13 protein-coding genes and 1 pseudogene are annotated in these 18003 nt (G+C 55.6%); 4 read left to right on the top strand and 10 right to left on the bottom strand.

Annotated elements, in window-relative coordinates; translation table 11 throughout:
- Nucleotides 1–40: 40 nt before the first annotated feature.
- The gene (locus tag DPEP_RS05575) at nucleotides 41–3613 is read right to left on the bottom strand and encodes a translocation/assembly module TamB domain-containing protein (RefSeq protein WP_005660332.1); all 3573 of its coding nucleotides are present in this window, start codon (nucleotides 3611–3613) and stop codon (nucleotides 41–43) included.
- 93 nt (nucleotides 3614–3706) lie between these two features.
- On the bottom strand, nucleotides 3707–4483 hold the full coding sequence (locus DPEP_RS12770; protein ID WP_005660331.1) for a thermonuclease family protein: 777 nt from the start codon (nucleotides 4481–4483) through the stop codon (nucleotides 3707–3709).
- Nucleotides 4484–4610: 127 nt separating this feature from the next.
- Here DPEP_RS12770 and DPEP_RS05565 point away from each other — a divergent pair, with 127 nt between their 5' ends.
- The 4 genes and pseudogenes from DPEP_RS05565 (at nucleotide 4611) to DPEP_RS05550 (ending at nucleotide 10154) form a co-directional block, all read left to right on the top strand.
- Entirely contained in the window at nucleotides 4611–5717 is a 1107-nt protein-coding gene (locus tag DPEP_RS05565) for a M20/M25/M40 family metallo-hydrolase (RefSeq protein WP_005660329.1), read from the top strand.
- A gap of 276 nt (nucleotides 5718–5993) precedes the next feature.
- Nucleotides 5994–7049, top strand: a complete 1056-nt coding sequence (locus tag DPEP_RS05560) for an NAD(P)-dependent alcohol dehydrogenase (RefSeq protein ID WP_005660328.1) — start codon at nucleotides 5994–5996, stop codon at nucleotides 7047–7049.
- A 357-nt stretch (nucleotides 7050–7406) separates the two neighbouring features.
- Nucleotides 7407–7898 (top strand): annotated as a pseudogene (locus tag DPEP_RS05555) (AbrB family transcriptional regulator); the annotation flags it as partial.
- A gap of 243 nt (nucleotides 7899–8141) precedes the next feature.
- Nucleotides 8142–10154 (top strand): methyl-accepting chemotaxis protein, encoded by a 2013-nt coding sequence (locus tag DPEP_RS05550; RefSeq protein WP_005660323.1) that lies wholly within the window; start codon nucleotides 8142–8144, stop codon nucleotides 10152–10154.
- Between the two features lie 73 nt (nucleotides 10155–10227).
- Here DPEP_RS05550 and DPEP_RS05545 read toward each other — a convergent pair whose 3' ends face one another.
- The 8 genes from DPEP_RS05545 to DPEP_RS05505 all read right to left on the bottom strand — a co-directional run bounded on the left by DPEP_RS05545 (nucleotide 10228) and on the right by DPEP_RS05505 (nucleotide 17804).
- A complete protein-coding gene (locus DPEP_RS05545) occupies nucleotides 10228–10653 on the bottom strand; it encodes a DUF2000 domain-containing protein (protein WP_040382428.1) in 426 nt (141 codons plus the stop codon).
- A gap of 80 nt (nucleotides 10654–10733) precedes the next feature.
- Nucleotides 10734–11765, bottom strand: a complete 1032-nt coding sequence (locus DPEP_RS05540) for an AIR synthase-related protein (protein WP_005660319.1) — start codon at nucleotides 11763–11765, stop codon at nucleotides 10734–10736.
- The gene (locus DPEP_RS05535; RefSeq protein WP_005660317.1) at nucleotides 11765–12724 is read right to left on the bottom strand and encodes a radical SAM protein; all 960 of its coding nucleotides are present in this window, start codon (nucleotides 12722–12724) and stop codon (nucleotides 11765–11767) included. Before DPEP_RS05535 ends, DPEP_RS05540 begins: the two co-directional genes overlap by 1 nt.
- 745 nt (nucleotides 12725–13469) lie before the next feature.
- Entirely contained in the window at nucleotides 13470–13697 is a 228-nt protein-coding gene (locus tag DPEP_RS13760) for an HD domain-containing protein (RefSeq protein ID WP_040382426.1), read from the bottom strand.
- Nucleotides 13698–13836: 139 nt separating this feature from the next.
- Nucleotides 13837–14388: a hypothetical protein gene (locus tag DPEP_RS05520; protein ID WP_005660312.1), complete on the bottom strand. Its 552-nt coding sequence runs from the start codon at nucleotides 14386–14388 to the stop codon at nucleotides 13837–13839.
- Nucleotides 14378–15088 (bottom strand): B3/B4 domain-containing protein, encoded by a 711-nt coding sequence (locus DPEP_RS05515; protein WP_005660310.1) that lies wholly within the window; start codon nucleotides 15086–15088, stop codon nucleotides 14378–14380. Before DPEP_RS05515 ends, DPEP_RS05520 begins: the two co-directional genes overlap by 11 nt.
- Nucleotides 15089–15113: 25 nt before the next feature.
- Nucleotides 15114–16052, bottom strand: coding sequence for an agmatinase (locus DPEP_RS05510; protein ID WP_040382424.1), 939 nt, complete (start codon nucleotides 16050–16052; stop codon nucleotides 15114–15116).
- 27 nt (nucleotides 16053–16079) lie between these two features.
- Nucleotides 16080–17804: a dipeptidase gene (locus DPEP_RS05505; RefSeq protein WP_005660306.1), complete on the bottom strand. Its 1725-nt coding sequence runs from the start codon at nucleotides 17802–17804 to the stop codon at nucleotides 16080–16082.
- Nucleotides 17805–18003 lie beyond the last annotated feature (199 nt).

Raw genomic sequence — 18003 nt, 5'->3', positions numbered from 1 at the left:
CCCTGAATTCAGGGTCCCTCCGACTTTTTATTTAAATCGATCACTCCGTGGGATCCTCCTGGTCGCCTATAACCTGTTTGAGCAGGTTCTCCAGGATCTGCTGCTTCATCTGATCTCCGGCGTCGGTCTCCTCTCCTCCGCCCTCTCCGGTAGGTATGTCGATCTGTATCCTTATCTTCGTCTCGCTGCCCTTTCCGTTGGTCGGCAGGCCGGTTCCGAGCCCTCCGATACCGCCTTTATCCCCGATCTTGAGGTCCGATATTACCGGAGAATTCCAGCTCCCTCCCACATGGAGACTTATTTCTCTGAAGTCTTTGGCAGAGTATCCCCCGACTATTCCCGCCAGAAGGTCCGTAGCCAGTGATCGGGGATCCTTGATGTTCTCTATGGTTGCCTCCAGGAGGCTTCTCATGGCTCCGAGAAGGGCGTTGAGAGCCTTCAGGTTAACCTCTCCGGAGCAGCTCAGGTCCAGAGATTCCCTTTTGCCCCCCTTAGAGTCGGACTCGCTCCTCCAGGCCGATCCGCTGACGTCGAGGTATCGATAGAAATCGTCACCGGGCCAGGCGGAAGCTCTGCTTCCCGGAAGTATGTACAGCTCCTGGCCGTCTATGTTGAAGCTTGCCGCCAGGTCCTTGATCCTGAGAGGAGCTCCCTTGGTGACCGACTTCAACACGGAGAAGTCGATAAGCTCCACCGACCTCCCCCTGAGAAAGCCGGTGACGTTGAAGAGAAAGGCTCTCCCTGCGACACCGGATAGATCCAGCTTCAGGTCGGCGTCGCCCGAGATGGTCCCGGGAAGATCGGCCCCGTCCTCCAGAAGAGGCTTCACGTCGATACCCTTCACATCGACCTTGCCCTTCCAGGAATTTCTAGTAAGATCCACCGATAGATCCACGTCTCCTCTGCCCCCGTACATCTCAGCCTTTCCGCCGGATACCCTTAGGGAGGGGCCATCTACCTTCAGAGGCAGAGAAACCGACCGGATCTTGATCCCATGGGTCGACAGCTCCCGAGACGAGGCATTGCCCGAGGCTGAGATCCTTCCGTCTTTCCAGGAACCAGACATATTAAGGTCCACTCGGCCGTCCACAACTCCCTCAAGGTTCGGCGCCAGAGATGACAGAAGTACGTCGCCTCCGGAAGCTTCGAACTCCAACCCCCAGCCCGAGTCGTAAGGCTTCACGTCGCAGGATGCCTGTACCCGCCGGTCTCCGAAGAGGCTGGAAGCCTGGAAGGAGAGGTCGTCGTCCCTGCCCAGAAATCCTCCGAGGTCGACACTGGCGAAGGCCATGTTACCCACCTGAAGCCTGGGGGCCTTCCCCTGTGCGTACAGTTTAGGCCTGTTAAGAGGGCCTAAGAGGTGAATCTTCCCGAAAAGGGTCCCTCCCATCTCGATGTCCTCCGGCATTATGCTCCTTATGTCCAGTCCCCTCACCGAGGCCTCCAGGTCGAGAGCACCGGCATCCTTTCCCGAGGGCAGCCTAATCCATCCGCCGCCCTTGAGGGGGGAACCACCCATCAGTCCCTTGAGAGAGGCATCGATCCGATCCTTGCCGCTCTTCAACGACAGAGACAGCTTCTCCACGGGAAGGCTCTCCAGGTCCAGCCTGTCAGTCCGGGCGGAGAAATCCAACCTGGGAGACGAGTAGGAGCCGGACAGGGAGAATTCGCCGTCGATCTTGCCCGCAGCCTCCAGGCCACCCATAGCTCCGAAGAGGACCGAGCCGTCCAGACCGGACAGGGATCCCTTGATCGCCATATCCCCTACCGCCAGGGGGGCAGCCCCGGACAGGGAAAGTCTTCCTCCGTAGAGCCCGGCTTCCACCTTATCGATCTTCAGCCTCTCGCCCTCGAGAGATACCTTGGCCTCGAACCCCACGAGGGGAAACACCTCGACGAAGGTCAGTTTGCCGGACCTGAGGTCCATGCTAAAAAGCCCTCCGCTCCCTTTGGATCGATAGGACCAGCTGCCATCCAAGACACCTTCGGGCATATTCCCTCCGGCGGCGGGGAAAGCCTTTTCCAGCGACGCCCCGGCGATACCTGAAAGCTTTCCGTCGAGACGGACGGACGGTCCCTTTTCGAGGTCCACCGTGCCTCCTCCTGTGACCTTGCCGGAACCTATCTCCGACGAGAGGGAGATGATTCTCAAAAGGCCCTTATCGTATCGAAAGCTGCCCTCGGTCCGTCCCAGAGAACCACCGAAGACAGCGAGTTTATCGGAGAAAAGTCTTCCCTCCGCCGATGGGGCTCCCAGCGGACCGGACACCTTTATATCCGCCCCGATCTTTCCTTCCACGTCGGGAAGGCGATTCCCCGTCAGGGACGACAACTCCGAGAGGTCCACGTTGTCGGCCAAGGCCGACAGATCCACCGATCCGCCGTCCAGGTCGACCGCCCCCTTCACCGATAACTTTCCTCCGGCCAAAGGCGACCGGACCAGAACGTCGAGTCCTCCGTCTTCCCTTATGGTTACTTTTCCCGACATATCGGTCAGGCCTCCGCCGCCTTTCAAGGCCCTGACCTTCCGAAAGCTCATCTCGCCCACAGGCGACGCGGCAGGGCCCTTCAGGGCGATGGATAGAAAGCCTACGTCCAACGAAACCGCCTTATCCCGAAGCTCCCCGGAGAAGGAGGATAAATCGACGTCGGTCGCCACCAGATCGACCTGGATAGGGTGGTCCTCTGAGATCAGCCCCACCGAGATATCTCCCGAGAGGGTTCCCTCTCCCAGCTCGATTCGACAGGAGGACAGAGACAGCTCCCCGCCGGAGAAGCTCACGTCGCCCATAACGTCGGGCAGAGGCAGCTCTCCCAGACCGCCTTCAGAGAAGTGAAGGTCGCCGGACAAAACGGGAGACGAGAACGTCCCGAAAAGGCGATACCGTAGATTCGCCCTGCCTTTGACGCCGGCTCCTTCGAGAGATGGCAGTATCGCCCCTAAACGCTCCATAGAGAGGTCTTCCAGGCTGCCCGAACCGTCCAGCCCGGGAGATAAGCTGCCGGAAAAGGAAAGGGACCCCCCGACCCCGCGAATAGACGCGGCCGGAATCCTCACTCCCTCGGATAGGTCGAACTCGAAATCACCGTCCAGGGGCTCCTCACGCCATGATCCCCGGACGTATCCGCTCCAGGACATCCCGTCGCCGACGGCTCTCAGCTCGGTCAAACTCCATCCCCCACCGTAGAGGGGACCGCAGTCCGACACCGTCACCAGACCTATCTCCAGAGGGACCTCCCCGCCGCCGCTCTCGGTTTCGGAAACGAGATCGGGAAGCAGCATCTCCTCGACCCTAACGCCCTCAACCTCAAGGGAGGCCAACCTGATTCTGCCACTCAACAGGGCCTTGAGATCCGGCTTACCGGTAACAGATCGGACCGTCGCAACCGTGACCCCCGATCGGTCCATAAGCCGAAGAGAGGTAATACGGTAACCACTGAAGGGGTTCCCGTCGATAAATCCTATCGACATGGAGGCCCCTCCCATCGAGGCGACCCCGTCTTGGATTCCCCTATCTATCAGATCGACGACCTTGGCCCCACCCCATCGGAACGCCAATATCGCCAGAAGCATAATCCCTGCTAAAAGGGAGAAATATACCCTTTTTTTCATCTTTCTACCCCCAATTTTTGTGGATACAGTGGATAACCCTGTGGATAACCGGTGAAAACCCCCGTGGATTAGCGTTGGAAAAGATGTTATCCACTATATATGGCGAGAAGGAGAGATCTGGACGGCCGATCCGATCGAGATCTCCGCACCATGATAACCGGCCATAACCTTTCCCACCACCCTTATCTCCACCCCTTCAGAAAGGTAACCGGGCAAGATGCCTCGAAAAACCTCTTTTCTCACGGCGACGGAGAATCCCCTCTCCGAGGAATATATCCTCCAAAGGGAAGGGCCGTCGTAAATTCGAGAAACCCTCAACCTGACATCGACGAAGTGCCCCCTCAAGGAGGTCAATTCCGATTTTATCTGTCCAGGCGAAAAAAGCCTGGAACGCGCAACTCTCCAGAATCCGTTGCCTTCCGAGCAGGCCTCATCCAAGGCCAGCTCGACCCTGTCGGAATAGGTCAGATCGTCTCCCATCAGAAGAGGTTGAGCCAAACCGAGACGACATAGCTCCTCAGCTAGGAGCCGGTCCCGGTCCTCTTTGCCGTCGCGATACCACAGGTGGGCCAAGGTCCTTCCGTAACGGTCCACTCCGGCGGTATCCAGAACGACCGACTTTCCGAAAATCATGGACTCCGCGGCCTTCATGGCCTCTAGACCGAACTCCTCGATCCCTCTGACGGGGTGATGAAGCTCGGGAGTATCCATCAAAAGACAGCGAACCCTCAGCTTTCGTCGACCGCACATAACGTCGAAGGTATCCCCATCCAAAACCGATACGACCCGACCCCGAAGGATCGCACCTTCCGAGGAAAAGGCGGATAATATCAGAAACATAGACAGGACGAGCGACGATCGGCCTCTCAAGGAAGATCACCTCCAGCAAATATAATACATTATACCCTTTCAACCTGGCTATCCTTGGGGTAATCTGTCCTTGAAGCCGCCTATCGAGCGAGAAGAGGGGAAAACTACCGGAAAGGGAGGACCCGATATGATCGATAAAGACAGGCTCCTTAAGAGCTTCATCGAGTTGGCCCGCATAACCGCTCCTTCGGGGCGGGAGGGGGCCATAGCGAAGACGCTTATTCGGCGACTTAAAAACCTGGGTTTAGATGTGTCGGTGGACGACGGCGCCGATAAAACCGGAGGCGAACAGGGAAATATAGTGGCACGATTGGATCCCTCCGAAGGAAGGACGGACTGGATAGCCCTGACGGCCCATATGGACACGGTGCCGCTCTCCCACCCCACCAGACCCATAGTAAGAAACGGGATGGTCTACTCCGACGGCACGACCATCCTGGGAGCGGACGACAGAGCAGGAATCGCGGCAATTCTAGAGGCCATCGAAGCATCTAGCAAAGACGGAGCCGACCATCCGGGAATTGAGGTTATCTTCACCGTGTCGGAAGAGGTGGGGCTTTTAGGATCCAAGGCGTTGGATCTCTCGAAGCTTAAATCCTCCATGGCCTTCGTCTTCGACAGCTCTACCGAGCCGGGATCGATAATAACCACCGCCCCCTTCGCCACCTCGATAACCTGGACGATAATAGGACTGGCGGCCCACGCCGGGGTGGCTCCGGAAAAGGGCATCAACGCCATACAGGCGGCATCCAGAGGGATAGCCTCCCTAAGAATCGGTCGCATAGACGAGGAGACCACCGCCAACGTAGGGATGATCAAGGGAGGCCATGCCATCAACGTGGTCTGCGACAGAGTGGAGGCCAAAGCGGAGGCCAGGTCCCTCAAGGAGGACAAGCTGAAGAGGCAGGTTCTGGAAATGAGGACGACCATGAAACGGGCTATCGCGGAATACGGGGCCACTCTGGAGGAGAAGGTGGAGGAGAAATACCCGGGCTACTCCCTTCCGGCCGATGCCCCCGTGGTCGTAAAGGCGGTAGAGGCGGTCAGAGCGGCCCGACTGATACCAAAGATCACCTCTACAGGAGGAGGCAGCGACGCCAACGTGCTCAACTACGGAGGGCTGCCGTCGGTGAACCTCGGCCTGGGATATCAGAGGGCCCACACCAACGAGGAATCGCTGGAGATATCGAAACTAGAGGCCATGGCGAAGGTGGCCTTATACATAACCACTTGATAGACGCATCTTTCATCAAATTAGTCGAGGTCCAAAAACATGAATAATGTTACCTTCGGAATTCCAAGCTTACCATGACTAATCAAAAAGCACACACTCAACTTGACATTCAAAACCACCATGGTGCTATTTTAGCAGAGTTAAAAGATAAATTTTTCACCAAGCCAAAGGCAAGATGTGGTATCATAAAATTCCGAAAGAGAGCGGAGCAACAATGGCCCAGGTTATATTAAATATTTAAAATCAATATAACCTACACAACCAAGGAGGAATACTATGAAGGGTTTCGCTATGTTAAAAATAGGTGAAGTAGGCTGGATTGAGAAAGAAAAAGCAACATGTGGTCCTATGGACGCTATTTGCCGACCTTTGGCAATATCGCCGTGTACATCGGATGTTCATACAGTCTGGGAAGGAGCGGTCGGCGAACGACATAACATGATCCTTGGTCACGAAGGGATAGCCGAAGTAGTAGAAGTCGGCGAACTTGTCAAAGATTTCAAACCAGGGGATAAGGTTATTGTACCTGCGATAACTCCAGACTGGAACTCTCTCGAGGCCCAAGGGGGATATGCTATGCACTCACATGGCATACTTCAGGGCTGGAAGTTCTCTAATACGAAAGACGGATTATTTAGCGACTTCTTTCATGTTAACGACGCTGACGGAAATTTAGCACACCTTCCAAAGGGTATGGACTTAAAGCTTGCCCCAATGCTCTCAGATATGGTCCCAACAGGGTTCCACGGAGCAGAACTAGCCGATATCCAATATGGAGACAACGTTTTGGTTATCGGGATAGGGCCAGTGGGTCTAATGGCCGTAGCAGGAGCCAACATGAAAGGCGCTGCTCATATCTACGCCGTAGGCACACGCCCTAAATGCACAGAAGCTGCAAAATTTTACGGGGCAACTGAATTAATCAACTACAAAGAAGGTTCTATAAGCGAACAAGCTCTCGCACTAACCAAGGGAGTAGGCGTAGATAAAGTAATTATAGCTGGAGGCACAGTCGATACTTTTTCCGAAGCAATAAAAGCTCTCAGACCAGGAGGAAAGATCGGCAACGTTAACTACCTGGGATCAGGAGACACTATCGAGATTCCCCGCTTAGAGTGGGGCGTTGGGATGGGACATAAATCAATCAACGGCGGTCTTATGCCTGGTGGTCGACTTAGGATGGAAAGACTGTCTCGCCTAGTCTCCATCGGCAAACTAGATCTTGCACCACTAGTCACCCACACCTTCGAGGGATTTGATCACATTGAAGAGGCCCTCTATTTGATGAAAGACAAACCCAAGGACCTAATCAAACCTGTAGTTTTGATATAGTTAAATATTCTACCAAATAAAACAAGATGTTTTTAAGGCGCTTAACAGAATAAAAAACATCTTATTTTACATGGCTTGTCCTCTTGATCCGTAAGCCTTGCCCTTCAAGACTTGTAGCTCTATACTGGTCTGAAGCGATGACGATGTTACATGGAAGGAGGGGGCGCTTTGTCGGCTTTCAATTTCGTAGTAGCCTATCTCATACTGTCGGCCTGCGTGCTCTGGAGGAAAGAGATCCTTCAGAAATACAGGACTATTCGACAGAACGCACATCAGAACTAGAGAAATACCGTACTTCACGAGGGGGCCTCTGAAACGGGAGCCCCCTCCCCTGTTTTTCACCTAGGAGGGTTCGCCGATATGAACCACGTTTTCATGGTATGGGGGGCCGTAGCCTTGGGGGGCTTGATAGGCCATCTCTGCCGGATGCCGTCGGGAATAATGGTCGGAGGGATGATCGCCGGGCTGGCGGTCAAGATAGCCTTCGCTCCCGACATGGAAAGCTCCAGATGGCTCAGCGCGATATCCCAGCTTCTAGTGGCCGGAGCCATAGTCTTCAACTCCGACGTAAGCTCGGTCAAGAGCCTTCCGGGCATGATACCGGTGGCTATGGGCTACTCGGTGGTGATGTTAGGTTTCGGCGTATTGGTGGCACTTGCTCTATCTCGATTTTTCGGCATGGACATACTGACCTCCCTTTTCGCATCCTCCCCGGGAGGGCTCTCCGGATTGGGACTGGCAGCGACCGAGAGCGATGCCAACGCACCGCTTGCATTGCTCTTCCACGTCAGCAGGATAACCCTGGTACTCATGGTGGTGCCTCTGCTGGCCCGCTACCTGAGCAGATAACAGACGAAAGCAATCTAAGACCTCGTTTGACAGAACGAGGTCTTTTTTGATGTTCAAAAATACAAAAACCAAGGTAAAAACCTGCTGATCAGCGCGGCTACGCTAGGATAGCAGGAAAACCTAGCTAGTCGATGCGAAATACCCATACATAATAATCCGAATACCTCTCTAGACCGTTTCCTCTCTTGACCTATATAATTATAAATAGGGTGGATTGTTCCATAATCAGGAGGGGAGATCAACATGAACACACTTAAGGGGAGACTCATAGCGATGTTCGTCCTTACGGGGCTCATAGGTCTTGGAACCCTGGGGATACTGGCCATTCAGAGATCCGGAACGGCTCTGACCACCGCGGCGAAAAAAGAGGGAATAGCTCTGACCAGCTCGATAGGCAAGATCGTGGACAACTACGTAGAGGCAGAGGTAAACGCGGTAGCCCTTCTGTCATCTAGCTCTGCCATGAGATCTCTGAACTGGGATAAACAGAAGCAGCTCATCGAAGAGATCGACGTAGAGGTCACGGGGATACAGGAGATTTGGGTGGTAGACAAGGACGGGCAGGCACACTATAAGGACGGCACCGTCCTGGACCTGAGCACTAGAGACTACGTCCGAAACACTCTCTCCACCGGCGAAACGTCGATCAGCAAACCTTTAAAGTCCAAAAAGACCGGTGATATGGTCGTAGTCGTAGCCACTCCCATTTTCGCCGAGGGTAGCTCGAGCCCATCTCAGGTTCTCTGTGGCAGAATACCGTTGAAATCGTTGCAAAATACCGTCAATGGATTTACATGGGGGAAGACGGGATACATCTTCGTTTTAGACAAGGATGGACTCATGGTCCTGCACCCCAATGAGGAGTTCCAGGGAACATTGGACGTAACTGTAGAAAGCAAGCTGATTCCGCAAGCCCTGGTGGATATCGTAAAAAAAGGGCTTGGTGGAGCTAGCGGCGTAGCCAGATACCCTTTCGAGGGCAAGGACAAACTGGCGGCCTACGCACCTTCGGAGTACACCGGATGGCTGATTTTCACGTCGGCCTATCTGGACGAATTCACGGCCCCGGTGATCTACATGAGAAACGTCATAGCCCTGATCTCATTAGGGTTGATCCTGGCGATAGCGGTGGTATCGTTCTTCATAGCCAGATCCATAGCCACCCCTGTGGAGAAGGCCGTACAGGCCATGGACAAGATAGCAAAGGGCGACCTCGACGTAACGATAGAGGACCGCTCCAGTATAAAGGAGCTCAAACAGCTAAGGCAGGCCGTGGACACCATGACGTCCGAGATATCGTCTGCGTTGTCGGTGGTCAACGAGAGCGCAAGGACCGTTCTCGACAGAGCCCAGGATGTCAACGCCGCCGTCGAGGAAGCCAACGCCACCTCCGATCAGATCCTGGAGCAGACGGTCAGAGGCAACGAGATGGCCCAAAACACCGCCTCCGCGGTGGAACAGACCAACGCCAGCATATCGGAGGTAGCAGAGGGAGCCCAGTCGGGAGCCCAGAACGCTGTGGAAGCCGGCGAGGCTGCGGAGAACACATCCCACGAGGCGGAGAAGGGCACTCAGGCCCTAGAGGCTATGGTGTCAGTAATAGACGATGTCTCTTCCGCCGGAGCCAAGGTCGGAGACGCCATAAAGAGCCTGGACGACTCGGTGGACTCCATCGGCCAGTTCGTGACGACGATCACCACCATAGCGGACCAGACGAACCTTCTGGCCCTTAACGCCGCGATAGAAGCGGCTAGGGCGGGAGAACACGGCAGAGGATTCGCCGTGGTCGCCGAGGAGGTTAGAAAGCTGGCGGAGGAAAGCAACAAGGCGGCCCAGAACGTAGGCACCCTCATCCAGGAGATAATCAACAGAACCAAGACGGCCGCGTCGGACCAGGAAAGATCGGCCACCCTGATAGACGAACTGGTCAAGCGAACCGACGAGACCAAGGAAGTCTTCACCCAGGTGGTCGTGAGGATGAACGGTATAACCGAGAATGTCCAGTCCATAGCGGCGGCAGCGGAGGAACAGTCGGCCAGCACTCAGGAGATGGCCTCCGGAGTGGAGCACATATCGACCAACACTAAAAACATAGCGGAAGCTTTAAAATCCATCACCCACGGTATGGAGGAAGAGAGCCAGGCTCTGGAGATGATGGCTCGTTCGGCGGAGGAACTGGTCTCCCTGAGCGACGACATGGAGAAGGCGGTGGCCCACTTCCGCCTGAGATCCCAGAGAGCTCTGGACGTAAAGTAGTTAAAGCGGCTAAAAAGGCGAAGAGGCCGGATTCCCAGAGGAATCCGGCCTCTTTATTAACCGCCTCACGAAGCTACCACCAAGGTCTAAGTTTGCCGGTTATGCTGTCGACCACGTCTCTGGAACCGTGGATCAATATTCCCATGTAGTCGATGTCCTGTTCGTTCATCTCCTCCAGGGCCGTAGCCAGCTCGTCATCTCCAGCCGTATCCAGCAAAATGGAGGGGCAGTCTATGACGAGAAGCTCCGGAGTCTCCCGGGCCTTGTTCAAAGCTTCCCTCAACTGGGCAACCTTGGCCTTGAACACCATCAGAGGATAGCGGGGTAAACCGCGATGCCTCACTCCCGATTTATCGGAAAGCCATTCCCTTCCCATGTGTTCCTCTCCGTGGAACCCCATGGAAGTGCCCAGATGAGCGGCAACCGTGAGGGCCACCCCCACCTTCAGCTTGGCGTTCAAGATCAAAACGGACTTCTTCTCTCGGTAATCGTAATCCATGATCTGACGAATCTCCCCCTTCAAAGGCCGCAGCGGCACGAGGACCGCCGTTCCTATCCCCGTCCTTTCGGGGTACCTTCTCAGTGTACCAGCTTTTGCCGTTTCTCACAGGAGAGATAGGCCTGAAGCCTGGCCAGTTCGTCGAAGTCGGGCTCGGGACCTTCGTAAAACAGATCTCCCGAAGATGACGTTATCGTCACCCCCGTACCTCTCTCCACCACTCCCACAGGATAAAGAGGTGCGATGGATCCCAGCTCCGCACCGGCCCGTTCCACCGCTTCGCCTGGCAGGGTAACCACCAATGCCCCAGAGGAGATCATCCTCATGGGATCGAAGTCGAAGGCCCTGGAGAAACGGTCGACCGTCTCCGATATCGGTAAAGCGTCGCCGTCGATCCTAAAGGACATACCGGCTCCCTGGGCCATCTCGCACATAGCCTCGAGAACGCCCCCTCTGGTGGGATCGTGCATGGCCGTGGCCCCCAAAGAGGCCAGTTTGAGGGCCTCCTCCACGACGGAAAGCTTATCGGCCAGAGATCGGGCCTCGGCGATGTCCCCCTCGGGAAGCTCTTTCGAGCGACACTCCTCTGGGTAATCCCAGGCCAGTATGGCTGTGCCTTCAAGCCCTACCCCGCGGGTGACGCATACAATATCTCCCTCGGAGGCGCCTCCGGTGGACACCATCTGTCCCGGCTCGGCGGAACCGAAGGCGGTCACGGCCGCCAGAGGACGGGAGAGGGCCGAGGTGTAACCGCTATGGCCTCCCACTATGGTGACGGAGATTTCCTGGGCCGCCTTCACCGCGTCCTCCATTATGTCTTTAAGTATATCCTCGTCGCCCTTGTCCGGAACCAGCACCAGCAGCTGGGCCCATCTGGGACGGATGCCTCCGGCGGCGATGTCGTTGCAGGCGACGTGAACCGCCAGACGACCGAGACCCTCGGAGGCTCCGACTATGGGATCCACGTGGGAGGCCACAAGACCGCTTCCGGTGTCCACCAAAGCCACATCCTCTCCGAAAAGGCTTCCCAACAAAACGGAGGGATCGCCGATCTGTCGTGAGAGAGGCCCGTAGACCGACCTCTCCATGGTGGAGCGGGAGAACTTGGACATCAGTATTTCTCCCTGTCCTTGGCGTTGCGGAGGTTTCTGGCGTAGAAGACGTCGCCTCTCCAGTCGGTCTTGACCACGTCTCCGTCCACCACCATCTGCTCCACCAGATCAGGATCGTCGCCCTCCTGCTCTAGGAAACGGGCCACAGCCGCCTCTTTCATCGGGTGAACCGACAGTATGGACAGCAGGGCGTCACGGACGTCCCCAGTTCTGGTGAAATCGTCGCCCTCGTAGGCGTTGAGTATCATGGGATTCAAACCGTGTGACTGGAAGGTGGCGGTCGCTACGGCCAGCCTTTCCTCGTCGACGCAGGCTACGTCTGGACATGCGGGAGGACGGGTCGGAGACGAAAGTCGGCACACCGCAGGGGAAACCGGCTCCAAAAAGGACGCCAGGGCCTCGAGCTGTTCGTCGCCGTCGTTCCCTCCGGCTATAAGCATGGTCTCGGTCTCCAGATGGCCTTCGTAGGAGGAGGCAAAATCCCCGACCCCTTTCAGGATGGAGTCGAAGGAGAGTTTTTTATGGGGCCTGTCGACGAATTTCCAGACTTCTTCGGTGGCTCCGTCCACCTTGAGAGAGACCCAGTCGAACAACAGAAGCGCCTCTTGGACCTCAGGATCTCCTATCAGAGACGCGTTGGATATCACCGCTATGGGAATCCCGAAGGCCTTTATCTTCTCGGCCAGCGTTCCTATTCCCAGATCCAGGGTAGGTTCGCCGTCGGGGACGAAGGCCAGGTAGTCTACCGGATCTCCAGATTTTTTAAGATCCTCCAGCTTGGCCTCCACCTCCGCCGCTATGGCCGAGGGATCGAAAAAGTTCCGACGCTCGACGGACATATTCAAGGTGCTTCCCAACTGACAGTAGCGGCAGGCATAGCTGCATACCTTCGGGGGGATGTGGTTGACCCCCAGGCTGCGCCCCAACCTTCTAGACGGCACGGGACCGAATACGTGCATGAGATGACCTCCTTATATACGTATACATTGAGAGTACATCTCACAAAGGGTCGAGGGATATAGCCAAAAAACAGGAAAAAACCTCTAATCTGGATCGATTAAAAAAACGTAGTCCTTGCCAGAAGTGAGTACATCTTTCCTCCCTGACCTGACACCGTAGTCTTCACGTGTGTGGAGACCTCCTCCGTTTTGTTATTTACTACCTGCCCCATGTTTAACACGTATAAATGCACGTGTACAATATAGATACAGCAAAAGACGGATGGAGACTGGTCGATGTGAAAGGAGGCCACCACCATTCCTATGTGGCTCAAAGCCAAGGCGGACGAGGCGAAAATCAACTATTCCAGCCTCCTTCAGAACGCGATAAAGGAGACGCTGAAAATCGACTCCGCGCCACGTCCACGCCCATAGTCGACACAGGAGCCCGACAGATCACACGTCTGTCGGGCTCCATTTATAACGAGACCCCTTTACGGTTCATCCCCACGTGCGTGGGGAACTCATAATCGATCGAAATCCGCCGTTGAATCTGGACGGTTCATCCCCACGTGTGTGGGGAACCCTCTTTTTCTTCTGCGAAAAACCCCTTATAAGGTATTTTTCGACACATCTTGAGGGGTATAACGGCTTAGCAAAAGACCACAATAATCCACAGGCTCTCGCCTAAGGATCTTCGTCTGACGGAATACGTCGCGACAGGCTCTACGGACCTCTCCTTCCGGATCCTCCGGGCTCTGACCGGCTATCCGAAAGGCCACAGGAACGACCGTCTCGAACTTAAAGACATTCGACGAATCAGCCTCCGAGGCGTTTCGATGATCGTATCGACGGCCGTCCCATCTAACGCCGTATTGTTTAGCCAGCGGAGAGCCACCACCGCCACGTCTAAACAGTGATAGATCAAGGGATGCCATCGATCCCCCTCGAATTTTCCCCAGTAAGAAAACAGCTCGTCGTCGATAAAAGCCATAGACTTCACCTCTGAGCCACCCTAAAACACCATACCACCAAGAACCTTAAAATCAAGGATCAATATCGCAAAAAAATAAAAAAGGAGCCCCTGAAAACTCAGGACACTCCCTTTTCTACATTTCACCTAAATTCTCAGATCAATCCGCCGCTTTATGAAGGTCTCTGCTGGTCGGATGATATTCCAGTTCCATGGGGCCATCGTACTCGCCGTCCACCATCTTGAAGAATATATCTATCAGTTTTTTGCAGAACTCCGGATCGTCGTATCTCCGCTCAGCCGTATCCATCCAATGATGGAGCTTCATGTGGACCGTCAGTCTGTGCCGTCTGTAAAACCCGGGCCAGTAATCCGCCCTGGCGTGCTCGGTAAGAAGAGCCAGTATCTCCGCCGGATCTTCGGGCAGGGTTATACCGACCGGAAGTCGAGCCAGATCGTCCTGGGTAATCCTACCATCCAGTGCCAATTTGGTAGCGTACTCTTTCTGACTTTCCCGAGTCAAGGTAGAGAGACGGTCTACGAAAAGTTTCTCCCATGTGGAGATCGTCCCCAAAGAGTCCAAAACCACCGAAGCCATTTCGTCCATATCGGGATACTCTCTGGAGCGATACTCCGCCACGGTCTCGGCAAACAGAGGAGTTCCCATAAGCAGACAGACCGCCGTGAGAACCGCCGGTAAACTATATCTCAAGGCTGTCGTCCTCGTCGTCCAGTATGTGGACCGAGACGTCGCCTCCGCAGTGTTCCCGGACCATCTCGGCCAACTCGTCCCCTATCGCTTTCAGATCCTCCAAAGAGACGGGAGGCATCCCCTCCACGTTTATGGCCACGTCGGTAGTCGTCTCGGTTATCTTGCTTCTGTCCCCGTTCTTCCAGCACCAGGCGCGGCAGAAGACGTCTCGGTTGCCGTCGTCGAAGTAGATTATCTCCCCTTCGTCCGGATGCTCCAGAACGTCAGGCTTGCCCAGGGGAACGTAATCCTCCGTTCCGGACGCCACGTCCAGCCGAAGATCTCCGGTAACCACCGAGAGGTCGTCACCTCCGCAGGGAACCATATACCTCAGGCTTATGACGTTGAAGATGCACACCAGCTTGTTCACGAAGGGAAGATCGGTTCCCTTGCCGGTCCTCTTTATCAGGTTGGCAACCGAGGGGGGATACTTGTTCGGGTTGATGCCCATGGATCGGAAGACCTCGCGCCACGAGGCTATACGGGGGATCTCCTTGTAGTCGGCCAGATCGGACCTCTCCCTTACGTCCGCCTCGGCGGATCTGAGCTTCGCCGTCAGGCTATCGTCCTCTCCCCTGTTGTCCGCTCCCTTCACCAGGACCACCGCTCTGCGGTACCCCTTAAACCTCTCGAAAACGTCGGATCCTATTTTTATATTCATGAATACCTCCGTAGATAAACTAAATTTACCCTTCCCGTCTCTTCAATATGTGCCCCATGAATTCCAACAGGGTCATAGCGGCGATGCGGCAGGTGGCACCGGACGGGTCGTACTGAGGTGCCACCTCAACCAGATCGAGACAGGCCACGTCGAATCTCCTGGCTATGCCCCTCAGAATGGCTGCCACCTCTTGATAGTATAGCCCCGCCGGCATGGGGGAACCGGTGCCTGTTACCAGGGAGATGTCGAAAACGTCGATATCCACCGTAACGTAGTAGCGGTCTGCCTCGGGGATGGCATCCACCACCGCCTCGGGGCCGATCCTTCGGACCTCCGACGCGGTCACCAGCCTGCTGCCGTACTCTCTGGCGTCGTCGAAATCCTCTTTCCGGCTGCTTCCGACACCTCTCAGTCCTATCTGAGTCATGGGGCCTATGTGGTCCATCTCGGACATACGCCTCATAGGGCTGCCGTTGCCGAATCTCTGACCTCCGGGAGCCATGGACCAATCCAAGTGGGCGTCCAGCTGTATCACCCCTACCGTGCCGCCCAGCTCGCTAAGGGCGCGACCGACCGGTATCGATATGGAATGGTCGCCTCCGAGCACCACAGGGGTGGCCTTCCTGCGGAGGATCCTCCTGACCGAGTCCTCCACGTTGGCGAGAGAGCCCTCCATATCGCCCTGGACCATATCGGCGTCGCCGCAGTCCACTATCTTCCAGGGATCGCCCAGAAAGACCTCGTCCAGCTCGGGATCGTAGAACCCTCTGGAACCCCTGGCGTACTGGGTCGAGGCCTCCCTTATCCTTCTCGGGCCCAGCCTGGTACCGCTGAGAAAGCCAACGCCCAGATCGTAAGGCACGCCAAGCACCGCCATATCCGCCTCGATCCCATCCGCATCCCCGCAGATGGGATATTTGCCGAAAGAACATATGCCGGTTATGGGCATATCCACTCTCTCCATCCGAACCACCCTTTCCCTATCGTCAGATCAACGCTTCCCGTACTCCGTAGGTCCTTCGGGCCACGAGGTGGTCTTCAGCCACTCCATGGGATAGCCCGCCTGGGTTCCCATCTGGCCCACGTTTATGAACCCGTCGTCGTACTTCACTATAAGCTCTTCGGAGAAATCCCACCAGCCGTCCACGGTCCGACCGGCGTTTTCGTCGCAGAAAGAGGTCAGAAAATCGGCCAATTCCTCCGGATTCTTTCGATTTATCTCCATCGCCTCTTTTTCGATCTCTTTGAGCTTTTCGAGGAAACCGCTCTCCAGAGCCTTACGGCGGGAGACTATGTCGCCGTGGATGGCGTCGTATCTGAGTCCCGCCCAGTTGGAGACGAAGTTGAAGGCCCACCAGGCACTGTCTCTGCTGAACAGCGAAGTGTCGCAGTTTGCCACCGAATCCGGAAGAGACTCCACACCTACGAAGAAAGGCATGAACACCGTATCTGCCGGTTTGTCCAGCCCTAGCCACATTATCCCTCCTATAGGATCGGGGAGCCACCCCCTGGCCTGGTTTACGAAGGCATAGCCGCAGTAGGTCACAGAGATAGGACGCTCCCAGGCTCCGTCGAGCTTGCGTTTCGGGTCTCCCACATCGCCCTTGCCGTCGTATGGTCCGTAGAAGCGGTCGGGATATCCAAAAGGACCCGCCGCCACTCCCTTGGTCAGGTCGAACTCGGTGCCCTCGTAACGGTCTCGATGTATGGCCATGACGTCACGGACCGACAGTTTTTCATCCGGCTTGATCGAGAAAGGATAGGCCTTCGTGTATCCGTCCTCTACCCAGGGAGACAGCCCCAGGGAGGGAGCGGCCAGGGAGAAGGCCCGCCAGACCCGACGCAGGGAGTAGTACGGATGGTTGTACTCCCCAAGGCTAACGGTCCTGAGCCAGTCCAGAGGCCCGTCGGAGGGCTTCCACCAGCCATGCTTCTTTGCCACGGGAAAGAGCTCCTTCCCCACCATCATGTCCGGATCGTCCCGGTCCACCTCTCGGATGCGAAACTCGTTGGCACCGACGAACATCTCTCCGTCCGGCACTCTCTTGGCAACCCACAGCCCGCCGGTTCCCTCGGGAGACGGGGCTATCTCCATTATCCATCCCTCTTCCGTGTCGGCCACGGGAAGGGTCTCGCCGGTTCCGTAGTAGCCGTATTCCTCTATGAGAGATCCCATGAGGGCTATGGCCTCTCTGGCGGTACGACACCTTTCCAGCGCCACCCGAGAGAGCTCGGATGAGTAGAAGATCCTCTTACCCGGCTCGGGCTTGGCCGTGATCTTGGCCCCGTCGGTACACTCGCCGAACATCAGCTGATGCTCGTTCATTATGCCGTAGTTGCCGTCGAAATAGGCGTAGGTATGGGGAACCTGAGGAATGGTCCCGAGGGCGATAGATGGCTCTTCTCCCATATAGGCAGGACCCCTATCATCTGTGACCATCCGAGGATATAGGAAACAACGATACTCGGGGAACTCCCCCATAGCAGCCCCGGAGCAATATATCGATCGTACCGCCCCCTCCTCGTGATCCATGGCCGGAACGTAGATGATCCTCTGATCCATGAGATCGTTATCGTCCGAGTGAGACACCACGACCGACCCGTCCTCCGTCGCCCCCTTGCTAATCAGCATAGTCGTACAGCCAGTAGCGGACGAAACGGTCAGCAAGGTCAACAGGAAAACGACAAACACAGCCGACACCGTAAACTTCTTCACGACAACCCCTCTTTGTTTCGAAAATTAAAAATTATATTCGGATTGCGCTTCATTATATGCCCAATCGACGCCGACGCAAAATAGCCAAAAGACAGACAAAGACGAATCAAAGTTTACATATCCCGACAATAGAACACAAAACCTTGACTGCTTATTATACCAGTAAGAAGATAGTTTTGACTTTGATCAACAGTCTTAA

Source organism: Dethiosulfovibrio peptidovorans DSM 11002, assembly GCF_000172975.1.
Classification (GTDB): Bacteria; Synergistota; Synergistia; order Synergistales; family Dethiosulfovibrionaceae; genus Dethiosulfovibrio; species Dethiosulfovibrio peptidovorans.
The sequence above is the reverse complement of the archived record's forward strand: the minus strand, read 5'-3'. Positions and strand labels throughout refer to the sequence as shown.